Source organism: Peribacillus sp. NPDC097197 (assembly GCF_050278025.1).
GTDB lineage: Bacteria > Bacillota > Bacilli > Bacillales > DSM-1321 > Peribacillus.
Genome location: NZ_JBNNST010000023.1, coordinates 1 through 18,257, shown reverse-complemented (window position 1 = coordinate 18,257; position 18,257 = coordinate 1). Strand labels below are relative to the sequence as shown.

21 protein-coding genes and 1 rRNA gene are annotated in these 18,257 nt (G+C 41.2%); 1 reads left to right on the top strand and 21 read right to left on the bottom strand.

Translation table 11 applies throughout. From position 1 onward, the window contains the following. Positions 1-44: 44 nt before the first annotated feature. From ispE to metG, 9 genes are all read right to left on the bottom strand, one after another. A complete protein-coding gene (gene ispE / locus ACQKL6_RS19545) occupies positions 45-914 on the bottom strand; it encodes a 4-(cytidine 5'-diphospho)-2-C-methyl-D-erythritol kinase (RefSeq protein ID WP_402875900.1) in 870 nt (289 codons plus the stop codon). A 325-nt stretch (positions 915-1,239) separates the two neighbouring features. After that, complete coding sequence (locus tag ACQKL6_RS19540; RefSeq protein WP_402875898.1) at positions 1,240-1,416, bottom strand: small, acid-soluble spore protein, alpha/beta type; 177 nt, start codon at positions 1,414-1,416, stop codon at positions 1,240-1,242. 148 nt (positions 1,417-1,564) lie between these two features. Continuing rightward, on the bottom strand, positions 1,565-1,816 hold the full coding sequence (veg, locus tag ACQKL6_RS19535) for a biofilm formation stimulator Veg (protein ID WP_402875897.1): 252 nt from the start codon (positions 1,814-1,816) through the stop codon (positions 1,565-1,567). 308 nt (positions 1,817-2,124) lie between these two features. Next, on the bottom strand, positions 2,125-3,003 hold the full coding sequence (gene yabG / locus ACQKL6_RS19530) for a sporulation peptidase YabG (RefSeq protein ID WP_402875895.1): 879 nt from the start codon (positions 3,001-3,003) through the stop codon (positions 2,125-2,127). Positions 3,004-3,203: 200 nt separating this feature from the next. Continuing rightward, positions 3,204-4,082 carry a 16S rRNA (adenine(1518)-N(6)/adenine(1519)-N(6))-dimethyltransferase RsmA gene (gene rsmA, locus ACQKL6_RS19525; RefSeq protein WP_402991795.1) on the bottom strand — a complete coding sequence of 293 codons (879 nt, stop codon included), beginning with the start codon at positions 4,080-4,082 and terminating at the stop codon, positions 3,204-3,206. After that, positions 4,075-4,638 carry a ribonuclease M5 gene (rnmV, locus tag ACQKL6_RS19520; protein WP_402875892.1) on the bottom strand — a complete coding sequence of 188 codons (564 nt, stop codon included), beginning with the start codon at positions 4,636-4,638 and terminating at the stop codon, positions 4,075-4,077. Before rnmV ends, rsmA begins: the two co-directional genes overlap by 8 nt. A 236-nt stretch (positions 4,639-4,874) precedes the next feature. Then, positions 4,875-6,068 carry a ubiquitin-like domain-containing protein gene (locus tag ACQKL6_RS19515; protein WP_427651772.1) on the bottom strand — a complete coding sequence of 398 codons (1,194 nt, stop codon included), beginning with the start codon at positions 6,066-6,068 and terminating at the stop codon, positions 4,875-4,877. A 239-nt stretch (positions 6,069-6,307) separates the two neighbouring features. Further along, on the bottom strand, positions 6,308-7,075 hold the full coding sequence (locus ACQKL6_RS19510; protein ID WP_402959597.1) for a TatD family hydrolase: 768 nt from the start codon (positions 7,073-7,075) through the stop codon (positions 6,308-6,310). Between the two features lie 197 nt (positions 7,076-7,272). Then, positions 7,273-9,234, bottom strand: coding sequence for a methionine--tRNA ligase (metG, locus tag ACQKL6_RS19505; protein ID WP_402875886.1), 1,962 nt, complete (start codon positions 9,232-9,234; stop codon positions 7,273-7,275). Positions 9,235-9,849: 615 nt separating this feature from the next. On the opposite strand from metG, the gene ACQKL6_RS19500 reads away from it, so the two are divergent. After that, complete coding sequence (locus tag ACQKL6_RS19500; protein WP_402875885.1) at positions 9,850-10,134, top strand: AbrB/MazE/SpoVT family DNA-binding domain-containing protein; 285 nt, start codon at positions 9,850-9,852, stop codon at positions 10,132-10,134. A gap of 45 nt (positions 10,135-10,179) precedes the next feature. On the opposite strand, the gene rsmI is transcribed toward ACQKL6_RS19500, so the two are convergent. The 12 genes from rsmI to rrf all read right to left on the bottom strand — a co-directional run. Next, positions 10,180-11,061: a 16S rRNA (cytidine(1402)-2'-O)-methyltransferase gene (rsmI, locus tag ACQKL6_RS19495; protein ID WP_402959594.1), complete on the bottom strand. Its 882-nt coding sequence runs from the start codon at positions 11,059-11,061 to the stop codon at positions 10,180-10,182. A gap of 3 nt (positions 11,062-11,064) precedes the next feature. Then, positions 11,065-11,325 (bottom strand): GIY-YIG nuclease family protein, encoded by a 261-nt coding sequence (locus ACQKL6_RS19490; RefSeq protein WP_402875881.1) that lies wholly within the window; start codon positions 11,323-11,325, stop codon positions 11,065-11,067. Then, a complete protein-coding gene (locus tag ACQKL6_RS19485) occupies positions 11,312-12,055 on the bottom strand; it encodes a tRNA1(Val) (adenine(37)-N6)-methyltransferase (RefSeq protein ID WP_402875879.1) in 744 nt (247 codons plus the stop codon). Before ACQKL6_RS19485 ends, ACQKL6_RS19490 begins: the two co-directional genes overlap by 14 nt. Before the next feature lie 176 nt (positions 12,056-12,231). Next, positions 12,232-12,606, bottom strand: a complete 375-nt coding sequence (gene yabA, locus ACQKL6_RS19480; RefSeq protein WP_402875877.1) for a DNA replication initiation control protein YabA — start codon at positions 12,604-12,606, stop codon at positions 12,232-12,234. Positions 12,607-12,620: 14 nt separating this feature from the next. Continuing rightward, positions 12,621-13,451, bottom strand: coding sequence for a PSP1 domain-containing protein (locus ACQKL6_RS19475; protein ID WP_402875876.1), 831 nt, complete (start codon positions 13,449-13,451; stop codon positions 12,621-12,623). A gap of 1 nt (position 13,452) precedes the next feature. Further along, positions 13,453-14,451, bottom strand: a complete 999-nt coding sequence (holB, locus tag ACQKL6_RS19470) for a DNA polymerase III subunit delta' (protein WP_402875874.1) — start codon at positions 14,449-14,451, stop codon at positions 13,453-13,455. 13 nt (positions 14,452-14,464) lie between these two features. Beyond that, positions 14,465-14,905: a YaaR family protein gene (locus ACQKL6_RS19465; protein WP_402875872.1), complete on the bottom strand. Its 441-nt coding sequence runs from the start codon at positions 14,903-14,905 to the stop codon at positions 14,465-14,467. A 24-nt stretch (positions 14,906-14,929) separates the two neighbouring features. Then, on the bottom strand, positions 14,930-15,259 hold the full coding sequence (locus ACQKL6_RS19460; protein ID WP_402875870.1) for a cyclic-di-AMP receptor: 330 nt from the start codon (positions 15,257-15,259) through the stop codon (positions 14,930-14,932). 111 nt (positions 15,260-15,370) lie between these two features. Further along, positions 15,371-16,006 carry a dTMP kinase gene (gene tmk / locus ACQKL6_RS19455; protein ID WP_402875868.1) on the bottom strand — a complete coding sequence of 212 codons (636 nt, stop codon included), beginning with the start codon at positions 16,004-16,006 and terminating at the stop codon, positions 15,371-15,373. Positions 16,007-16,045: 39 nt separating this feature from the next. Then, a complete protein-coding gene (locus tag ACQKL6_RS19450) occupies positions 16,046-17,515 on the bottom strand; it encodes an aminotransferase class I/II-fold pyridoxal phosphate-dependent enzyme (RefSeq protein ID WP_427651771.1) in 1,470 nt (489 codons plus the stop codon). Between the two features lie 182 nt (positions 17,516-17,697). Then, the gene (locus ACQKL6_RS19445; RefSeq protein WP_402875864.1) at positions 17,698-17,916 is read right to left on the bottom strand and encodes a sigma factor G inhibitor Gin; all 219 of its coding nucleotides are present in this window, start codon (positions 17,914-17,916) and stop codon (positions 17,698-17,700) included. 252 nt (positions 17,917-18,168) lie between these two features. Beyond that, positions 18,169-18,257: ribosomal RNA gene (gene rrf, locus ACQKL6_RS19440) — 5S ribosomal RNA — on the bottom strand; the annotation flags it as partial.

Below are 18,257 nucleotides of genomic sequence, written 5' to 3'. Positions count from 1 at the left end.
CATTTCCGAATATTATAATGCAACTATAACATCATTGTCCGCATTTATTCAAGGTCGCTACGGTCACCTAACATGCGGACAGCATAGACTTGATCACAAAATCCTCGTAGTCCGTTATAGATCCTTTGCATACGGGAGTCATGTTCCACTAGTCCAAAGACTGTCGGTCCGCTTCCACTCATCAAGACAGCATCTGCGCCGAACGTCTTCATTTGGTCTTTAATGTTGGCCACCTCTGGATACAATTGCAATGTAACCTGCTCCAGTACATTTCCCAGACCGTCGCATACACGTTCATAACTATTATCCCTTATGGCCGAAATCATACCGGGAATATCAGGATGATCCATTTTGGCAACCTGCAATCGTTTATATATATCAGCGGTAGAGACGCCAATAGTCGGTTTGGCTAAAATAACCCAGCATTTGGGCGGTGTAGGAAGATGCATGATTTTTTCCCCACGTCCTGTAGCCAAAGCCGTCCCTCCATATACACAAAACGAAACATCAGAACCGATTTCTGCCCCTATTTCAGCAAGTTCATCCATGGAAAGTCCTAACTTCCATAGTCTATTTAATCCTCTTAATGTAGCAGCGGCATCACTGCTTCCACCTGCAAGTCCGGCTGCTACAGGAATATTTTTCTCTATTGTAATAGAAACACCTTTATTAATTCCATAACGTTCCTTTAAAATGAATGCAGCTTGATACGCCAAGTTCCGATGATCATCCGGAACGAATCGATTATGAGATAGAATTTGAATGTGGTTCCCTTTTATTTCTTTTAGCTCTATTCTATCGGCAAGATCGACTGTCGTCATGATCATCTCCACCTCGTGATACCCATCAGGCCGTTTGAAAAGCACATCCAAAGCTAAATTAATTTTAGCCGGGGCTTTTTCCATAAGCTTCAATATGTCCACCTACTTTAACGTTCTTAAAAGTTCTTGTCCTATTCTATCATATTTGTTTCTATTCTAAAGGTTTTTTCATCGTATTTACAATGTATTGAAGTGGAGAATACCTTAGAGGGGAGAAAAGGACTGCGGGGAGAGGGGGCCGTTGCTCCTTCTTGAAGGACTTGCCATGCAACTTAGTGCCCGTTATTCGCTTATGTTTCTTTATAATAAAAGGCCAGACTCCTGTATCTACAATGTAAGCATAAAAGGATATCGCTATACATTGAAGAAAGAGCCTGGCCCATTTCGTAAGGACAGCATGATTCATTTTAGTGAGATTTTATTCTTTATCCACCATTTGACGTTGTGCTTTTTCGATTGCAAGTTTTACCATGTTTCCTGCGTCGCGGGCTCGAATTCCGCCCCAACCCTCTTTTTGGACAACATCGTAAAATCCAAGTTCTTTTGCCAATTCCTCTTTAAAGTCCTCGGACATAATCCCTTTTTTTCTACTCAAGCGAAACAACCCCTTTCACATGCTGTCACATGCCTATTGTTTGTTACATACGCTATTTCATGCTTACTTATTCCACCCTGAACTGGTCACACCTGGATTTTGGACAAATCAAAAAGTAGCAAACATATTGTCTGCTACTTCCTCTAAGTTAAATCTCTTGTTGTTTGTTTAAAAAGGTTAGTTCCACGGCTTCCGTTAATACATCTGCATAGCTGTAAGATACTCTTTCAAACGCATTTTCATCTTGGTCGAGTTCAATTACAAAAACAGCCGGATAAGTTTCCGCCAAAATTCCAAAACGTTCTACAGTCTTTCTTCTTCCACCGTTTGCTTTCAAAAGCAATCTTTTACCTAGGTTTGAATCAAGTGCAGTTTTAATATCAGCTAGAGTTTTTGGCATTTTCGGTCCACCTCACTAATTATAGTATATCACAAATTGTTAATATACGCAAACAAAATAATAAATTATATCAGCAGTTAAAAATGTAGTCAATATATTTTTACCTTAATTCCGCAAAAATCGTTAACATTTTTATTATCTCCTAGTAATTGAAAATATATGTAAGCGAACTATTCATTATCAAAAAGGAAAAATTTTCGCTACTGAGTCCTCTGCTCCCTTTTTCGATTAAAAAAATCCCCTCAGAATTATTGATATCCGAAATTTCAAGCAATAAATTAAGCTGCATTCTTTCAAAATGCAGCTCATCATTCTTCCTGGAAAGGTTTAAAGGGGAGTCCTGTTCGAAGCATGCCTTTTGTTTCAATCCCGCCCAATCCTTTTTCGCCTGTTAACGTATTGCGAAGAACATCCCAAACATGAAGATTCTCCATATAGGCCGTGAAACTTACCTTACCGACAATATATACGGGATCAAGCGCATGAATATTCACGCGCGAAGGGGAACTTGCATAATTAGCCCCTGCTTGGATGATCGATTCAAAGTGGGATTGACAAGCACCAGCGAATATAACTAGTTGATCTAGATGTGATACCTTCTTTCTCGCCTCACGGACGGTTTGCACGAAATCCTTGGAGTGACGATAGGCGTTGATATCGGACATCGGTCCATTTGATTTAGAATAGGCGTCATGACCCGTGACGACAAGGATATCTGGACGGTAATGGTCCAGTAGGCTGCCAATTCTCTGGGGCATTTCTTTTTCGTTACAATAGACGCCATTCACCGGTATGCCGAATTTCTGGTAAAGGTCCAGGCATTTTCGAAGATAGGAAGCATCCCCGTCTACATGTAGCACTCTGCCTGGTATTTGAAAGTATTCTCCGCTATAGCGGTACCCATTACTTGATTGATATCCGCTTTTTTGCTGCTGAAGCTCTAAATCTTGCGTTAATAGGCGGTAGGATTGTTCTTGGAGTGCTTCATTGGACTTTTGACGGACACTTCGCTCATTATCGTTTATGATCATCAAATCCTGAAAAGGTGCATCTGCGATTAGCCGAATATCTTCCCCGTAAAGAACCGCTTCACGTTTGCCGTAATTATCACGGATATCAATTACCCGAAATAGTACGTCGCATTTATAAGAGAGCCGACCGACAATATCATTTATCTGAACATTCATTGCTCCACCCCATGAGAAGACTTATTTTAAAGCCCACCCTAGATTGTTTTCTTTCTTAAGTTATGCTAACGCCCCACGAATGGTGAAAGTGAAAATAGGGGTATTTCATATGCGGGAATCAGTTCACTACCCGCTCTAATCCAAAAAAAAAGCCGGATGAGGGAGAATAGAACCCCTTTCCGACGTTAGATTGGTAATGGTTATTTAAAATTCGGCAGTAATGCATCACTCAAGCGTCCAAATTCCTCAATGCTCAATGTTTCCCCTCGCCTAGTCGGGTCGACTTCTACGGCCTTAAGAGCAGCAAGAATCAATTCCTTTTTCGCTTTTCCTTCCGGCAACTGACTTGTTAAGTTATTTAATATCGTTTTTCGGCGCTGTGCAAAGCTCGCCCGGGTCACGACGAACAAAAAGTCCTCATCTTGTACTTCGACAATCGGTATAACCCGTCTTGTGAGGCGAATAACAGCCGAATCGACATTCGGTTGCGGCATGAACACCGTTTTTGGAACGATCATAACCGTCTCTGCTTCCGTATAATATTGAATGGCAATCGATAAAGAACCATATTCCTTCGTGCCTGGCTTAGCTGCGATTCGATCGGCGACTTCCTTTTGCAACATACATACGATGCCTCTAATCGGTAAGTCCTCTGACAAAAGCTTCAAAATGATGGGAGTAGTAACATAGTAAGGAAGGTTGGCTACGACCATTATATCCTTGATATCCTTGAACTCTTCCTCGATGGCCTGCTTGACATCCGCTTTCAAGACATCCCCATGGATGATTTTCACATTGTCGTATGGAGACAGTGTATCGGCTAGTATCGGAAGTAAGCGCTGATCTATTTCGAAGGCTGTGACCTTTTTGCTGCTTTTCGCTAATTGTTCAGTCAGCGCCCCTATACCTGGCCCAATTTCAATCGCTCCACTTTCCTCTGTCAACTCCGCATGCTCGACAATCCGCTTCAGGATATTCGTATCGATTAGGAAATTTTGCCCTAGGCTCTTTTTAAACGAAAATCCGTACTTCTTTAGGATGTCTTTCGTTCTGACAGGGGTTGCTATATCTTTATTCATGATTTTCCTCCTGATTTATCTGTACAATCGCTTCGCTAAAAGCCTCAGTTGATATTTGAAACATTTTTAATCGCTTGTATAATTGCTTACCATTTGTAAAACCGATCTTTAAGATGGAACCAAGTCTTTCTCTTCGCTCTCTAGCTCCCGCACCACCGATTAAACCTGCATCTATTAAATCCTGCTGGGATATTTCCTCTTGGGCTTCCTCATCCATGAGTTGTGCGTCTTTCAAGGCATTACGAATCGCTTCAGGTGAAGCGTGCTCCACGCCTATTCCCCTGCCTGACTTAGGCAACGCCTCTTTCTTCGTTAAAAAGGCATGTTTACAGCCCTTTACTTGTTCTGAAATGATATTTCTGATTTTTTGTCCTGGAAAATCCGGATCCGTAAAAATGATAACACCACGTGTGACTTGTGCCAACCTTACCTGATCTATACAGGATTGATTCACGGCGGAACCGTTCGTTTCTATGGTATCCGCATTGACCGCCCTTTTTATCGCTACTGTATCATCTTTACCTTCAACAACAATGATTTCTTTAATCTTTTTCATGTTTTCCTCCATACAGAAAAGCGCAAGACTTACTATGTAACAGACCTTGCCACGACTTTTCCATCGGGATGGCTTCTCACGCCATCACTCGATTCACTTTTAGTTTACACTGAAATTTTATGACTTATTGAATCGTCTCTTTTATTAAAGCAGGTTTATACTGTTGGTTTCAACAAATGGTAAAATAAAACGTCAAAAAAGCAGGAGACAATTTATCTCCTGCGAGAGAAAACTTATTAATCCAGTACTCGGATTTTCACTTTCTTTACACCCCAACGATAAGCGTCGTTTTTCGATGAAAAGAATACATCTATTCTGTTTCCCTTAATCGCTCCGCCCTTATCGGCAGCAGTAGCATAGCCATAACCCTCGACATAGACCTTCGAGCCCATGGGAATCACGCTTGGATCGACTGCTATGATTTTGGCATTAGGATTACTTTTCAGATCGACTCCTGTTGAAGTAACACCTGAACAGCCGTGGCAACTTGCTGTATAGGCCGTTGATGAGACGTAAATTTCTTTTCCGCTGGTAGAATTCACATTCGTTGCTCTCGGTGATTCTTGGGTTTCAAGCTTCTTAGTTCCGACCGCTACAACCTTATCCTGCTTTTTATTCACAACTTTTTCAGAAAGCAATTTCCTTTTGACTTCTTTTCCATTTTCTTTGATCACTTCGTATTCCTTGGAAGTGATACCCTTTTTTCCTTCTTTTTCGATCTTTTCTTTCCCTTTTAATAAAGAATCATCATTTTTAGTAATGACAGCATAATCGACAGGTTCTTCCACTACATCGGTGACTTTTTCAATTCGAATAACGTTTACCGTATTCTTTGCTTCAACTTTTTCCACTAATCCTGATTCAACTCGATCTAAATCATTGAGTTTGACACCTTGTTGCTTTAAAAAGTCAGCGACCGTAGTCGAAGTTGACCAAACCTGCTTTTCTTTTCCACCTACCACCAAGTTCAGTGAAAAGGCTCTATCGATGCTAACTTCCATATCTGCTTTAAGCTTCGTGTCTTTTGAAGGAGTAACTTTATCCTTCTCATCTACTCCGAGCTCCTGCTCCTTGATAAATTCCTCTACGGTATCGGCGGTTGACCAGACTTCCTCTTGCTCACCATCTTGTACCATGACAATTTTTCGAGCCTGCTTGTACACTACCTCTAGATCATCAGCTACTTCACTGTCAACAGAAGGATGTACATAATCTGCGGCTTGAACCGTAATCTCTAAATCTTTTAACATATCATTTACAGTAGCCGCGTGTGTCCGCACTACCTCTTTTTTCCCGTCAAGCATGATTGTGACTGTATGCATTGTTCCTTTATGGATCAGTATTCCCAGCGCCGTAGTGACGAGAATTGCCGTGCATATCGCAACCGCTATTCGCTTCTTACCTACAAGTCTGGAAATAAGGTTTTTCATAGTTTTTGATAGAATGAAAAACTCCTCCTTCCTCCCGGTGATTATATAGACATACTTATCGAGCTGTCAACCCATCCACTTCTCATTTAGGAAATTATTACCTATTATGCATATTCCTCATAGAAAAGGAAAGGGTGACTTCTCGACATAAAACACCTATGTAGGGAGAGAGATTTGTAGAAACTTCAAAAAATGCTTTCTAAATAGCAAATCCCGGGAGAACGTGACCCAAAATGATGTCAATTAATGCCGAATAATTTCTTGGCATTACTCGTTGTCGCCTGGGATACTTCTTCCACGGAAAGTTGCTTGATGTCTGCAATTTGCTCGGCGACGAGTTTCACATAGGATGGTTCATTACGCTTTCCTCTAAAGGGATGGGGTGCTAGGTAAGGACAATCCGTCTCAATTAATAGACGATCCAATGGCACAGCTGCTGCTACTTCTTTTGGTTTCTTCGCATTCTTGAAGGTAACGGGTCCCCCCAATGAAATATAAAAGTTCATATCGATACATTCCAAAGCTGTTTCGGCACTACCACTAAAGCAATGCATGATGCCTCCCACTTCTGAAGCACCTTCTTCCTTTAATATGCTCACGATATCTGCGGTTGCTTCACGATTATGAATGATGATAGGCAACTTTACCTTTTTTGCTAGGCGTATTTGTTTTCTAAAAACTTCCTTTTGAATTTCCTTCGGCGATTTGTCCCAATGATAGTCAAGGCCCATTTCCCCTATAGCAACTATCTTAGGATGTGCGGAGAGTTCTTCAATCCACTGGAGATCTTCTTCCGTCATATCTATTGCATCAACAGGATGCCAACCGATTGCCGCAAACATAAAATCATATATTTCCACTAGTTCCATTGCTCTAGTGATGGTAGGGCGGTCAAAGCCGACGACAACCATGTTTTTTACGCCCGCTTCCTGCGCTCTTTCTATGACTTCTTCAAGATCTTCATTGAATTGCTCTGCATTTACATGTACATGTGTATCGAAAAGCATGTTTATTCTTCCTTTCTAGCACTATTTTATTTCGTAATGAGAGTTTTATGTTTCTCAATTAGGTAACAAAAAGATTACATAGTCCCTCCCTGAAGGCAGGGACTAAAGAATGGTCTCAGTAGATGCCTGCTGCACTGGGGCATATAAATAAAAAACATAAAAGTGTTTCATATGAAACACTTTTATGTTTTTTTGAGTTATTTCACTTTCGATCCATTAGGAATGGAAGCATCTATTGTAGCAACAGATAGGACGCCATCTTGGCTGCCAGCCAAAATCATTCCTTGAGAAAGCTCCCCACGTAATTTCACTGGTTTAAGATTGGTCACGCATATCACTTTTTTCCCTACTAATTCTTCTGGTTTGTAGTGCTGAGCAATCCCGGATACGACCTGCCGCTTCTCGTACCCAAGATCCAACTGTAGCTTAAGCAGTTTGTCGGCTTTTTTTACGGGCTCGACTTCCATTACCTGCGCTACACGCAACTCAACCTTTGTGAAATCATCGATTGTGATTTCATCAACTTCCGGAATTTCGACTTCTTCCTTTTCTTCCTCTTTGGACGTGCCACCCTGCATTTGTTCTTTAATATATTGAACTTCCTCTTCCATATCTAAACGCGGGAAGATAGGGTCCCCTTTTAACACTCTTGTATCGGAAGGAATTAATCCAAACTCGCTGAGACTATCCCATGTCTTCAAGTTCTCATCCTGAATGCCTAGCTGAGTAAAGACTTTTTCCGGTGCCTGCGTTAAAAATGGTTTCAATAGGACGGCTGTCCGGCGTAAAGATTCAGCCAAATGGACCATAACACTTGCAAGTTCCCCTTTTTTGGCTTCATCTTTAGCCAACATCCACGGTTGGGTTTCATCGATGAACTTATTGGTCCTGCTCACAAGCTGCCAAATGGACGTAAGGGCAACGGAGAATTCCATTTTTTCCATGGCTTCTTCATATTTATGTACCGTATCTTGATTCATTTCAAGCAAGTTTGTTTCAAATTCGCCATTCGACCCTTGATAGTTTGGAATCACACCGTCGAAATACTTATTGACCATGGCTACGGTTCTGTTCAATAAATTACCTAGATCATTCGCTAAGTCAAAGTTAACCCGTTCTACAAATCCCTCTGGAGTAAATACCCCGTCAGAACCGAATGGGACTTCACGAAGAAGGTAATAACGTAAGGAATCCAAACCGTATCGATCAATCAATGTAACCGGATCGACCACGTTCCCTTTTGACTTCGACATTTTGCCGTCTTTCATAAGCAACCAGCCGTGGGCAAATACCTTTTTCGGAAGCGGCATATCGAGAGCCATTAACATGATCGGCCAGTATATGGTATGGAAACGAACGATTTCCTTCCCTACTAGGTGAACGTCCGCCGGCCAGTAATTCCTGTATTTAGAATCATCATCCGTCCCATACCCTAAAGCTGTAATATAGTTAGTCAACGCATCAATCCAGACATAAATGACATGCTTCGGATCTCCCGGTACTTTAATTCCCCAGTCAAAAGTTGTACGAGAAACGGCCAAATCTTCTAATCCCGGTTTGATAAAGTTATTGATCATTTCATTTTTTCTTGATTCAGGCTGGATGAACTCAGGGTTTTCCTCATAGAACTTCAATAAACGGTCAGCATACTTACTCATCTTGAAGAAATATGACTCTTCCTTAACCTTCTCGACTGGTCGGCCACAATCTGGACATTTCCCATTACCTTCTTCGACTTGGCGTTCCGTAAAGAAAGATTCACATGGTGTACAATATAATCCTTCATATTGATCCAAGTATATGTCGCCCTGATCCAGCAGCTTCTTGAATATTTTTGCCACAACCTCTTTATGGCGGTCTTCTGTCGTCCTTATGAAGTCATCATAAGATATATCAAGCTTATTCCAAAGCTCTTTTATTCCAGACACGATATTGTCCACATACTGTTTAGGTGTGATGCCCTGTTCAGCTGCTTTGCGCTGGATTTTCTGACCATGTTCATCCGTTCCCGTTAAGTACATAACGTCAAAGCCACGCATCCTTTTGTAACGAGCCATGGCATCTCCTGCCACCGTCGTATACGCATGCCCTATATGTAAATTACCACTTGGATAATATATGGGTGTTGTAATATAAAATGTATTTGATTTTTCCTGCATTTTATTGCCTCCTCATCATTTGCAAAACTGGCTAAGGACTTGCCCCTGCCAATTAGAGCACAGTAAAACTATTATCTCTATTTTAACCCTATCTGTCATTCTATGCGACAAGAATCAACAATCATTTCATCCTGAAATTCGAATGAAAGGCAAAGAATTTCTAATCAGTGCTTAATGCTTGCAAGGTTGTCTTCACCCTATTTTCAGCATTACCTCTTACCTCAACAAAATATACCTTACTATTCATATTTTGCGCAACATCTCCCATTCTATTTGGACGTTTTACAGGAATATTATCCTATATTCCGAATTTTTGATTTGAAACTAAAATAACATTACTCTTATAATAGGGAAGAGATAGAGCTCCATTATCATAGTTTGTCGAATCTTGGTGAAGTAAATGGTTCCGCAGACAAGCTAGGACTAAGGCTTTTTTGCTTTATTACTTTTCGTATCCTTTATAAAAAGCGATAATGAGCTCTTACAGAAAAATGAAAATAAATCATTGACGAATATGGGAATGGCTGGTATTATAAATTTATAAAAAAAATTGTCGAATAATGACGAAAAAAATAGAAAAAGGTACTAAATTGTATTTTGAGAGGGGAATTTTCAATGAAATCTACAGGAATCGTTCGTAAAGTTGATGAGTTAGGCCGGGTAGTTATTCCAATCGAGCTTCGCCGTACATTAGGCATCGCTGAGAAAGATGCTTTAGAAATCTATGTGGATGATGAGCGCATTATCTTAAAAAAATATAAACCTAACATGACTTGTCAAGTAACTGGTGAAGTTTCTGATAACAATCTTACACTTGCTAATGGTAAGTTAATTCTTAGCCGTGAAGGTGCAGAAATGTTAATTAAAGAAATTCAACAAAACTTTGCAACTTCTAACTAATATAGATAAAAAACTTCCGAATATCGGAAGTTTTTTTTTGTCCATTTAGTTGGCATCTATATGAAATGCCTGGTATACGTCGCGTTTTTGCATATTTCGATCTTTTGCAACTTGCTTTATGGCATCCTTTGAAGGCATTTTCTTCGTTTCGATATAATAGTTGACATGCCCAACAATGTCGAAAGCTGACCACCATGCTTCTTCTGGGTCTTCTTCCTGTTCTTGAGCACCCTCTATTATCAAACAGAACTCACCGCGCACCTCATTTTCAGCCGCCCAATTCATTGCCTCACTTAATGTACCGCGAATAAACTCTTCAAACTTCTTGGTTAATTCACGACATAGGACTATTTGTCGGTCTCCTAGGATTTCATGCATATGTTTCAAGGTTTCCTTTAAGCGGTGAGGCGATTCATATACAATCCAAGTAGCTTCCATTTTTTTTAACTTTTCCAACTCTTGTTTCTTTTCTTTTGCTCCCCGCTTTAGGAAACCATAGAAATAAAAGGGTTGAGGGGAAAGCCCTGAGGCGATCAACGCCGTTAATGCCGCATTGGCTCCTGGCAAGGGGATAACCTTAAACTGTTCAGCAATTGCTTCCCTCACAAGTTCATAGCCTGGATCGGAAATCGTTGGTAAACCTGCATCACTGACGAGAGCGATCACTTGGCCTGAACGAAGTCGCTCAAGCATTTGCCGTCCGCTGTTTTCCTTATTATGCTCATGATAACTGACGATAGGTGTAGAAATCTCAAAGTAATTACATAGTTTTTTTGTATTTCGCGTATCCTCGGCAGCTATGACATCTGCTTCCTTTAAAATCCTAAGAGCGCGGAAACTCATATCTTCAAGATTGCCTATAGGAGTAGGGACTAGATATAAAGCCGGTTCCAACCCCTCTTTTTCAAAACTCTTTTGCTGCCACATAGATTATGTCTCCTCCTTTGCCATCCACTTTTCTTTTTGTTTTCTGGTTAGTTGCTTGAACTGGTATTCTGCCTTCATGGCCAAAGTCTGGTTTTCAAACGTTTCATGATAAATCAGTTCCACAGGGGTCCGTCCACGCGTATATTTAGCGCCTTTCCCCTGATTATGCATATTGATCCTTCGTTCTAAATTATTGGTGTATCCCGCGTAATAACTATCATCGCTGCATTTTAAGACGTAGAAATAGTGCCTATTCGTCTCCATATAAAATCTTTCTGATTTCAGGATTATATTCATTCTGTTCATTGTACACAACGAGTGGAGGTAGGATTTTCAAATCCGGGTTTCCGTCTTTAATTCCTTCAATGAGAATCGTATTGGCCTCTTTTGTACTTTTTGGATAAACGAATTGCAACCTCTTCGGTTCAATCCGATACTCCCTCATCAGTCGTAGGATATCCATCAAACGACCAGGTCTATGGACGAATGCCGCTTTTCCACCCTGACGAAGTAACTGACTTGAAACACGCATGACGTCTTCCAATGTGCACATGATTTCATGACGGGCAATCGCAAAGTGTTCATTTTTATTGATTTCCTCAATGGACGGAGTCGGGAAGTACGGTGGGTTACACGTTACCACATCATATTTACTGTATCCTATTTGCTTTGGGATTTCTTTTATATCAGCATGGACCATTTCAATCTGCGAGGAAACCCCGTTATACTCCATGGTTCTTTGAGCCATGTCATATAGGCGATCCTGGATTTCGATGCCCGTAATGGACCCTTTAGTCCTTGTGCTTAGCAACAAGGGTATGACGCCATTGCCTGAACAAAGATCCACTAGCCTTCCCTTTTGGATCGGTACGCTTACAAACCTGGATAATAAAACGGCATCTAATGAAAAAGAAAACACCGATGGACTCTGGATGATCCGTAAATCCTCCGCCAACAGGTAATCCAGCCGTTCATCCCCTTTTAGTTCTACCATTGCTATTAACCCTCCTATATATGTAGAAAAAGCAGGATTAAGCCCTTACTTTAACCCTCACTCGTAACAAAAAGGGCCTGACTCATAGTATGCGTCAGACCCCGAATCACTATATATTGTAAACGGTCTATCTATCACGTAAAAGAGATGGAACATTCTTTTATATTATTCCATTTTCACTTCTTGTTTAAAAAAGATAAACAGAACAGGCAATCTCCTTCTTTACGTAAACTGCCAAAATGCAGATTACAAATATGGAAGCCTTCTTGATAGATACGGGCTAGATTATCATAGCCTTCCCCTATATCCATAACCTTATTCGTACTCTCAGTACGGTTCTTCGTCTTTTGTTTCTCTTTTATAGAAACAGGTTCACTCTCGGCATCCGCAAGGCCCAATCGATGACGCAAGTGCTCATTTTCTAACTTGAGCGATTGATTTCCTTCGAGGATTTCCGCAAGATTCTCCTTCAATTCTCCAAGCTGTTTATATAATTGGCCTATCTGGGCTTCCATATTGGTAACCGACTCAAAAATATCTTTCTTATCCACGCTCTCCCACCACCTTAATAATCTGTGGCTTGAATAGAAACGGCTCCCTCTTTTAGAATCTCATCTAAAGTATACTCTAATACTCTTTCCTGCTCGATTAGTTCAATCTGAAGTACGCGTTCTAGAATATTAAGCCCCACTACCTTGCCTTTGCCACCAGGCGTATCAATCATCTCACCTAAATCAGGAAGCATTTCCTTCGCACTCTCATACTCGTCATTTTCATATTTCAGACAGCACATCAATCGACCACATAATCCTGAGATTTTTGTAGGATTTAGTGATAAATTCTGATCTTTCGCCATTTTAATGGAAACAGGTTCAAAGTCTCCCAGAAATGTCGAGCAACAAAGCATTCTGCCACATGGTCCAATGCCACCAAGCATTTTAGCCTCATCCCTGACTCCAATCTGTCGAAGTTCAATCCTGGTTCTGAATATGGCTGCTAAATCTTTGACTAAATCACGGAAATCCACGCGACCATCCGCAGTAAAGTAAAACACTACCTTATTTCTATCAAAGGTATAGGACACGTCAACGAGCTTCATATCCAGCTTATGCTCATCGACCTTTTGACAACATATATAATAAGCTTCTTCTGCAGCAGACTTGTTTTCCTCAACAATTAGCTTATCTTTCGCATCTGCAACCCGAAGTACTTTTTTCAATGGCAGGACAACATCATTTTCATCTACTTGTTTACGGGCTGTAACAACCTTACCGAATTCAACACCGCGGACAGTCTCCACTATAACAAAATCGTCCTTGGGAATGGCGAATTCGCCCGGATCAAAGTAGTATATTTTGCCCGCTTTTTTAAAACGGACACCTACAACATCATACAAATCATGATCCCTCCTGCAAATTCAGCACAAGCTGTTCCATCAACAGCTGTGGATTTGTGTTGGACATCAACTTCCTTTTCGCTTCCAAAATAAACTCCATATGTTCAGCGAGTCGTCTCGGAGAAAGATGAAGAGCGTGAGTTTCAAATTCCTTCAGTTTATTTTGAAATACAATCAGGTCCTTCTTGTCCAACTGAATATATAATAAATCCTTATAAATAAGAAGTAACAAATCAAGGCCTCTGTCTACCTGTTCTCTATCTTTAAAGTGCGAAAACCAATCCGTCTGAAGGAACAATAAGGCCTTCAGGGAATTCTGTTTTAACACTTCATACAATTTTACCACTATTTTTTGGCCTTGTACAAACCATTCATCATGACTCATGTCAATTCCGTCTACCACATTCTGTGTTAAATGAGCGACGACAGCGGCCATCTGTGGGTCCACGTCCTGTTCCATCAGCTTTCGTTTGACATTCTCCGGTGATAACGGTTTAAACGAGATCAATTGGCACCTCGACAAAATGGTCGGTAGAATGCGCTGAACTTGTTCGGTCATCAGTATGGCTACCGTATCTCCTACAGGTTCTTCTAAAAACTTCAAGAGACTGTTCGCTGCCCCGACTGACATCTTATCCGCATCGGTAATCATGTACACTTTCCGATTGGCTTCCACACTTTTCTTTGAGAATTCCTCTTGAAGACTCTTAATTTGTTCCTTTTTAATGGACAGTCCATCTTTTTCAATCAAATGGATATCCGGATGGTTTCCACTAGAAATTCGTTTGCAGTTCTTACACTGTCCGCATGGCTCAAAGCCTTCGACCGGGTTCTCGCATAGTAAGCTTTTTGCAAAAGTTTTGCTTACCTCTTTCTTACCTGTACCTGTATCCCCTTCAAATATATACGCATGAGCCACTCTGTTCTTCGTGATGCTATTTTGCAACATCGTCATAACCTGCGGCTGAATTTGTCTCATTTCCTGCCATGTTTTATCCAACATCATCACTCACTTACGTATATAAATTAATCAGCAGTCCTTTAATTTCGCCTATCATTTCTAATATCTCAAGCGAACTCTTCTCTTTATTTAAAATTTCCTCGCTTAACTCGATCAGTTTCGCATCAATCGTTTCCACGGTCTTCAATGGTCGACTCTGTCCGTATTGATTCCAGCTCGTGGACTGCTTCAGTTCAAGACCATACTCAACAGCTTCGCGCACAAACCGCTTCACTAATGCCTTATATTTGGCTAGTTCCCTAAAGGTCCGGGATCGGACCAGGCGCTGACCTGCCCCTTCAATGTCCCCGATTAAACGATTCAAAGTTTGAACCTGCATCTTCTGGTCCTGTGTTTGAACCAGTTGTTGAAACCTTCCATTACCTGATTGCATTTGTTTATTATCCTGCCGGGCTTTATCCAAATTAATAGGTATGTCATGGTTGATTTTCATAAAGAACCTCCATATATCTAGCCGTTAAAATTGCAGAAAATTTTCAACCGGCAGGACAAATATGGTTGCACCGCCTACTTGAATTTCCACCGGATATGGTACATACGATTCGGCATTGCCACCCATTGGTGAGACCGGGGAGACTAATTGAGAACGCGACTGACAACTCCGCTTGATTATCTCAATCGCCTGATCGACACGTGTATCCTCCGTGCCAATCATAAAGGTTGTATTCCCTGATTTTAAAAACCCACCCGTACTGGCGAGCTTGGTTGTCCTGAAATTATGATCCACTAATTCATTAAGCAGCCGATGGCTATCCTTATCTTGAACGACAGCAATGATCATTTTCATTCTCATCATCCTCCGCTTACTATGAATTTTCACTACCTTACTCCCATTATAACAATTTGTGCTTACATGGAATAGGGTGCAGTTGAATAATATGGAAATCCTAGCGTACCGTTATCTCTTCTTCAAAGCTATCATTAATTGATTCTTCGCTTCTTGGAAAACTTCCTCGATTGATTGATCGGCATCAATGATAACGTAACGATCCTTCCATCTGCTAATGGTTAGCTGATAACCCTCATATACCTTTTCATGAAACTCCAGAGCCTCCAAATCCAGTCGATTCACTTCACGGTCCCCGTTTGACTGTATCCGTCTTAAACCCTCTTCAGGTTTTATATCGAAAAAGAACGTCGCATCAGGCATCATGTCACCAATTGCAAATTTATTAATATTGTATACATCTTCTATATCTAAGCCCCTTGCATAGCCTTGATAGGCCAAAGAGCTATCAATGAATCGGTCACAGAGGACGATGGTCCCCTTTTCTAGTGCAGGGATGACTTTTTCCACCAAATGCTGCCGCCTTGCAGCAGCATATAGTAAAGCCTCCGTTCTTGAATCCATTGCTGTATTGTCTTTATTCAAGATAACTTCTCTTATTTGTTCGGATATCGGGATGCCACCTGGTTCCCGTGTTAGCAAAACTTGATAACCTTCTTGTTGGAGGGCGTACCCGAGCATGTGAATGATTGTTGTTTTCCCTGCTCCCTCAGGCCCTTCCATTGTTATAAAAATCCCACGATTCATTGGTGTACCTCCAAGGTTCTTTGTTTGTAGTATATCATTTTATCCAACCTGGCTGCCCTCATAAACAATCAGCTTCCCGCTTGAAAGGAAAGAACCTCCATGGAATCTTGAATCCAATGCTAACAGTCTCCCTAAATTATCGATATGCTCTGATGTAATCATTTCCCCGGTCATAATCAAGGGGATGCCAGGAGGATAAGGAATGACCATTTCCGCAGATACCGCACCGATTGCTTTTCCAAACTCAACTTGGACCGTACTTTTTTGTTTCATGACAGAGTATGGATAGGCAAGGCTCGCCATGGCGTTTTTACCGAGTGCACTTTGTGGAACAACTTCTTCATCTTGTTCTCCTGATCTATCTTTCATCGCACTTGATGCTCGTTCGATTTTTTTGATGATTTCCTTAAAAGGAAAGTCCTGTTCTTCCTTTACTAAAGGAAGAGTCATCAAAAGATTGTAGGGATCCGCAAGTTCCGGATATAGGTTTTCCCCTTCAAATAACTTCTGTAACTGAAATCCACTTAAGCCTGTCGTGGACTGGATGACGACTTTCAAGGGGTCGGCAGACGTTCCCAATGGTGCCTCCAGCACTCGTATCGTGCCGAGCTTGCCCAACTCCCCTCTGAAGTCTGAAATCCTTTTGATGAGCTGGTTTTGGTCTTCTATTGTAAATGATGCTAGATATCCGCGCGCTAAGTCAAGAGACCCCATGATGGGATAAGAAGGACTGCTCGATTGTAGCATTTGTAAATAGAAAGTCATCTTGTCCAAATCCAACAAATCAGAATGAATATGAAGGTAGGACCCCATCGTCATGGCTGGCAATGTTTTATGGGCTGAGTGTACAACTGCATCGGCTCCCGCCAGTATCGCGGAGTCGGGAAAAAGGCTTCCCAATTGAAAGTGAGCACCATGTGCCTCATCTACCAACACGGGAATACCTCTTTCATGTGCCATTTTTACAAGGCCAGACAATCCTTTTTCAGCAAGTCCATAGTAATTCGGGTTGGTCAATATGACAGCCTTGGCATCCGAATGTACATCCAAGGCCTCACCCAATAGATCTGAACTGATGCCACCCGCTACTTCCCATTCCCGATAAAATATAGGTTGTAAAAAAACAGGCCGTACATTTGCCAACATCAGGCCATGCAAGATGGATTTATGACAATTCCTTTGAACCAGTACCTTGTCTCCCTCCCCACAGGCCGCAAGGATCATGGCTAGGTTACCTACAGTTGTTCCATTGACCAAAAAATAACTCTTCTGGACTCCATATAAGTCAGCAAGTAGTCTCTCAGCTTCCAATATGACACCTTCTGGAGCGTGTAAATCATCCAGGCCACTTATTTCCGTAGCGTCTATTCCAAGTAGGGGCTTATAGAGTGCACGACCTTTTTCATTGAACACTTGACCATTTTTATGGCCCGGGACATGTAATGAAATGGGTCCCTTTTTATATAAATTGCTCATCGCATCGAACAATGGCGTATGTAATTGATTCATTTCCCTCTTCCTTCAACATCATAATGTTCTTCATTTTATCAAATTTGTCCAAGATTATCTTATCTAAAAGGTAAAAGTTCAATCAAGCGGTTCATTTCCCTCCTCATGGAAAAAGAGTTAGAGAATAAAGAAATCGCCATTTCTTTATTCTCTAACTCTACAACTATCTACAACTACTTACATTATGAACAAATTTCCGGATTCGTAATTTTCCTTAACTGTTTCAAATAGTACTTATACCTGGGGTCATTCGTATCCGTCCCAATCATATCCCTTTCGCATTCTTCACAGATGAAAGTCGTATATAGGTGTATCCCCATGCCTTTTACTTGTTCACATACCACGCACGATTCCCCTGCTGTTGTTTTGGTTGTTGTTTTCCCCAACATCTCCACCTCCATAGCTGCATTCTCCCCAAAAACCATTGTCCGCATACATAGAATTAAAATAGTTTAAGAGAACTCGGGGCTGCTTTTAATAATGTATGATAATGGCTTACATTAGGTGTATGTCTATATAAAAATTCCCCGTCTCCGAGATTGTTTTCATAAAAAACAATTTCTCATTTGAAGTTCAATGATCAGATTCCATAATGCAACTCGTTCTTTCTGCACACAAAAAAAGGCCAAGCCTAATGGCTGACCTTTGAAATGGCTTGGCGGCGTCCTACTCTCACAGGGGGAAACCCCCAACTACCATCGGCGCTGAAGAGCTTAACTGCCGTGTTCGGAATGGGAACGGG

Excerpts from the sequence above, each read along its gene's own strand:
- veg (WP_402875897.1), bottom strand. The coding sequence starts at position 1,816 with ATGCCAAAAACTCTAGCTGATATTAAAACTGCACTTGATTCAAACCTA.
- yabG (WP_402875895.1), bottom strand. The coding sequence starts at position 3,003 with ATGAATGTTCAGATAAATGATATTGTCGGTCGGCTCTCTTATAAATGC.
- rsmA (WP_402991795.1), bottom strand. The coding sequence starts at position 4,082 with ATGAATAAAGATATAGCAACCCCTGTCAGAACGAAAGACATCCTAAAG.
- rnmV (WP_402875892.1), bottom strand. The coding sequence starts at position 4,638 with ATGAAAAAGATTAAAGAAATCATTGTTGTTGAAGGTAAAGATGATACA.
- ACQKL6_RS19515 (WP_427651772.1), bottom strand. The coding sequence starts at position 6,068 with ATGAAAAACCTTATTTCCAGACTTGTAGGTAAGAAGCGAATAGCGGTT.
- ACQKL6_RS19510 (WP_402959597.1), bottom strand. The coding sequence starts at position 7,075 with ATGCTTTTCGATACACATGTACATGTAAATGCAGAGCAATTCAATGAA.
- metG (WP_402875886.1), bottom strand. The coding sequence starts at position 9,234 with ATGCAGGAAAAATCAAATACATTTTATATTACAACACCCATATATTAT.
- ACQKL6_RS19500 (WP_402875885.1), top strand. The coding sequence starts at position 9,850 with ATGAAATCTACAGGAATCGTTCGTAAAGTTGATGAGTTAGGCCGGGTA.
- rsmI (WP_402959594.1), bottom strand. The coding sequence starts at position 11,061 with ATGTGGCAGCAAAAGAGTTTTGAAAAAGAGGGGTTGGAACCGGCTTTA.
- ACQKL6_RS19490 (WP_402875881.1), bottom strand. The coding sequence starts at position 11,325 with ATGGAGACGAATAGGCACTATTTCTACGTCTTAAAATGCAGCGATGAT.
- ACQKL6_RS19485 (WP_402875879.1), bottom strand. The coding sequence starts at position 12,055 with ATGGTAGAACTAAAAGGGGATGAACGGCTGGATTACCTGTTGGCGGAG.
- ACQKL6_RS19465 (WP_402875872.1), bottom strand. The coding sequence starts at position 14,905 with ATGAAAATCAACCATGACATACCTATTAATTTGGATAAAGCCCGGCAG.
- ACQKL6_RS19460 (WP_402875870.1), bottom strand. The coding sequence starts at position 15,259 with ATGAAAATGATCATTGCTGTCGTTCAAGATAAGGATAGCCATCGGCTG.
- tmk (WP_402875868.1), bottom strand. The coding sequence starts at position 16,006 with ATGAATCGTGGGATTTTTATAACAATGGAAGGGCCTGAGGGAGCAGGG.
- ACQKL6_RS19450 (WP_427651771.1), bottom strand. The coding sequence starts at position 17,515 with ATGAATCAATTACATACGCCATTGTTCGATGCGATGAGCAATTTATAT.
- ACQKL6_RS19445 (WP_402875864.1), bottom strand. The coding sequence starts at position 17,916 with ATGGAGGTGGAGATGTTGGGGAAAACAACAACCAAAACAACAGCAGGG.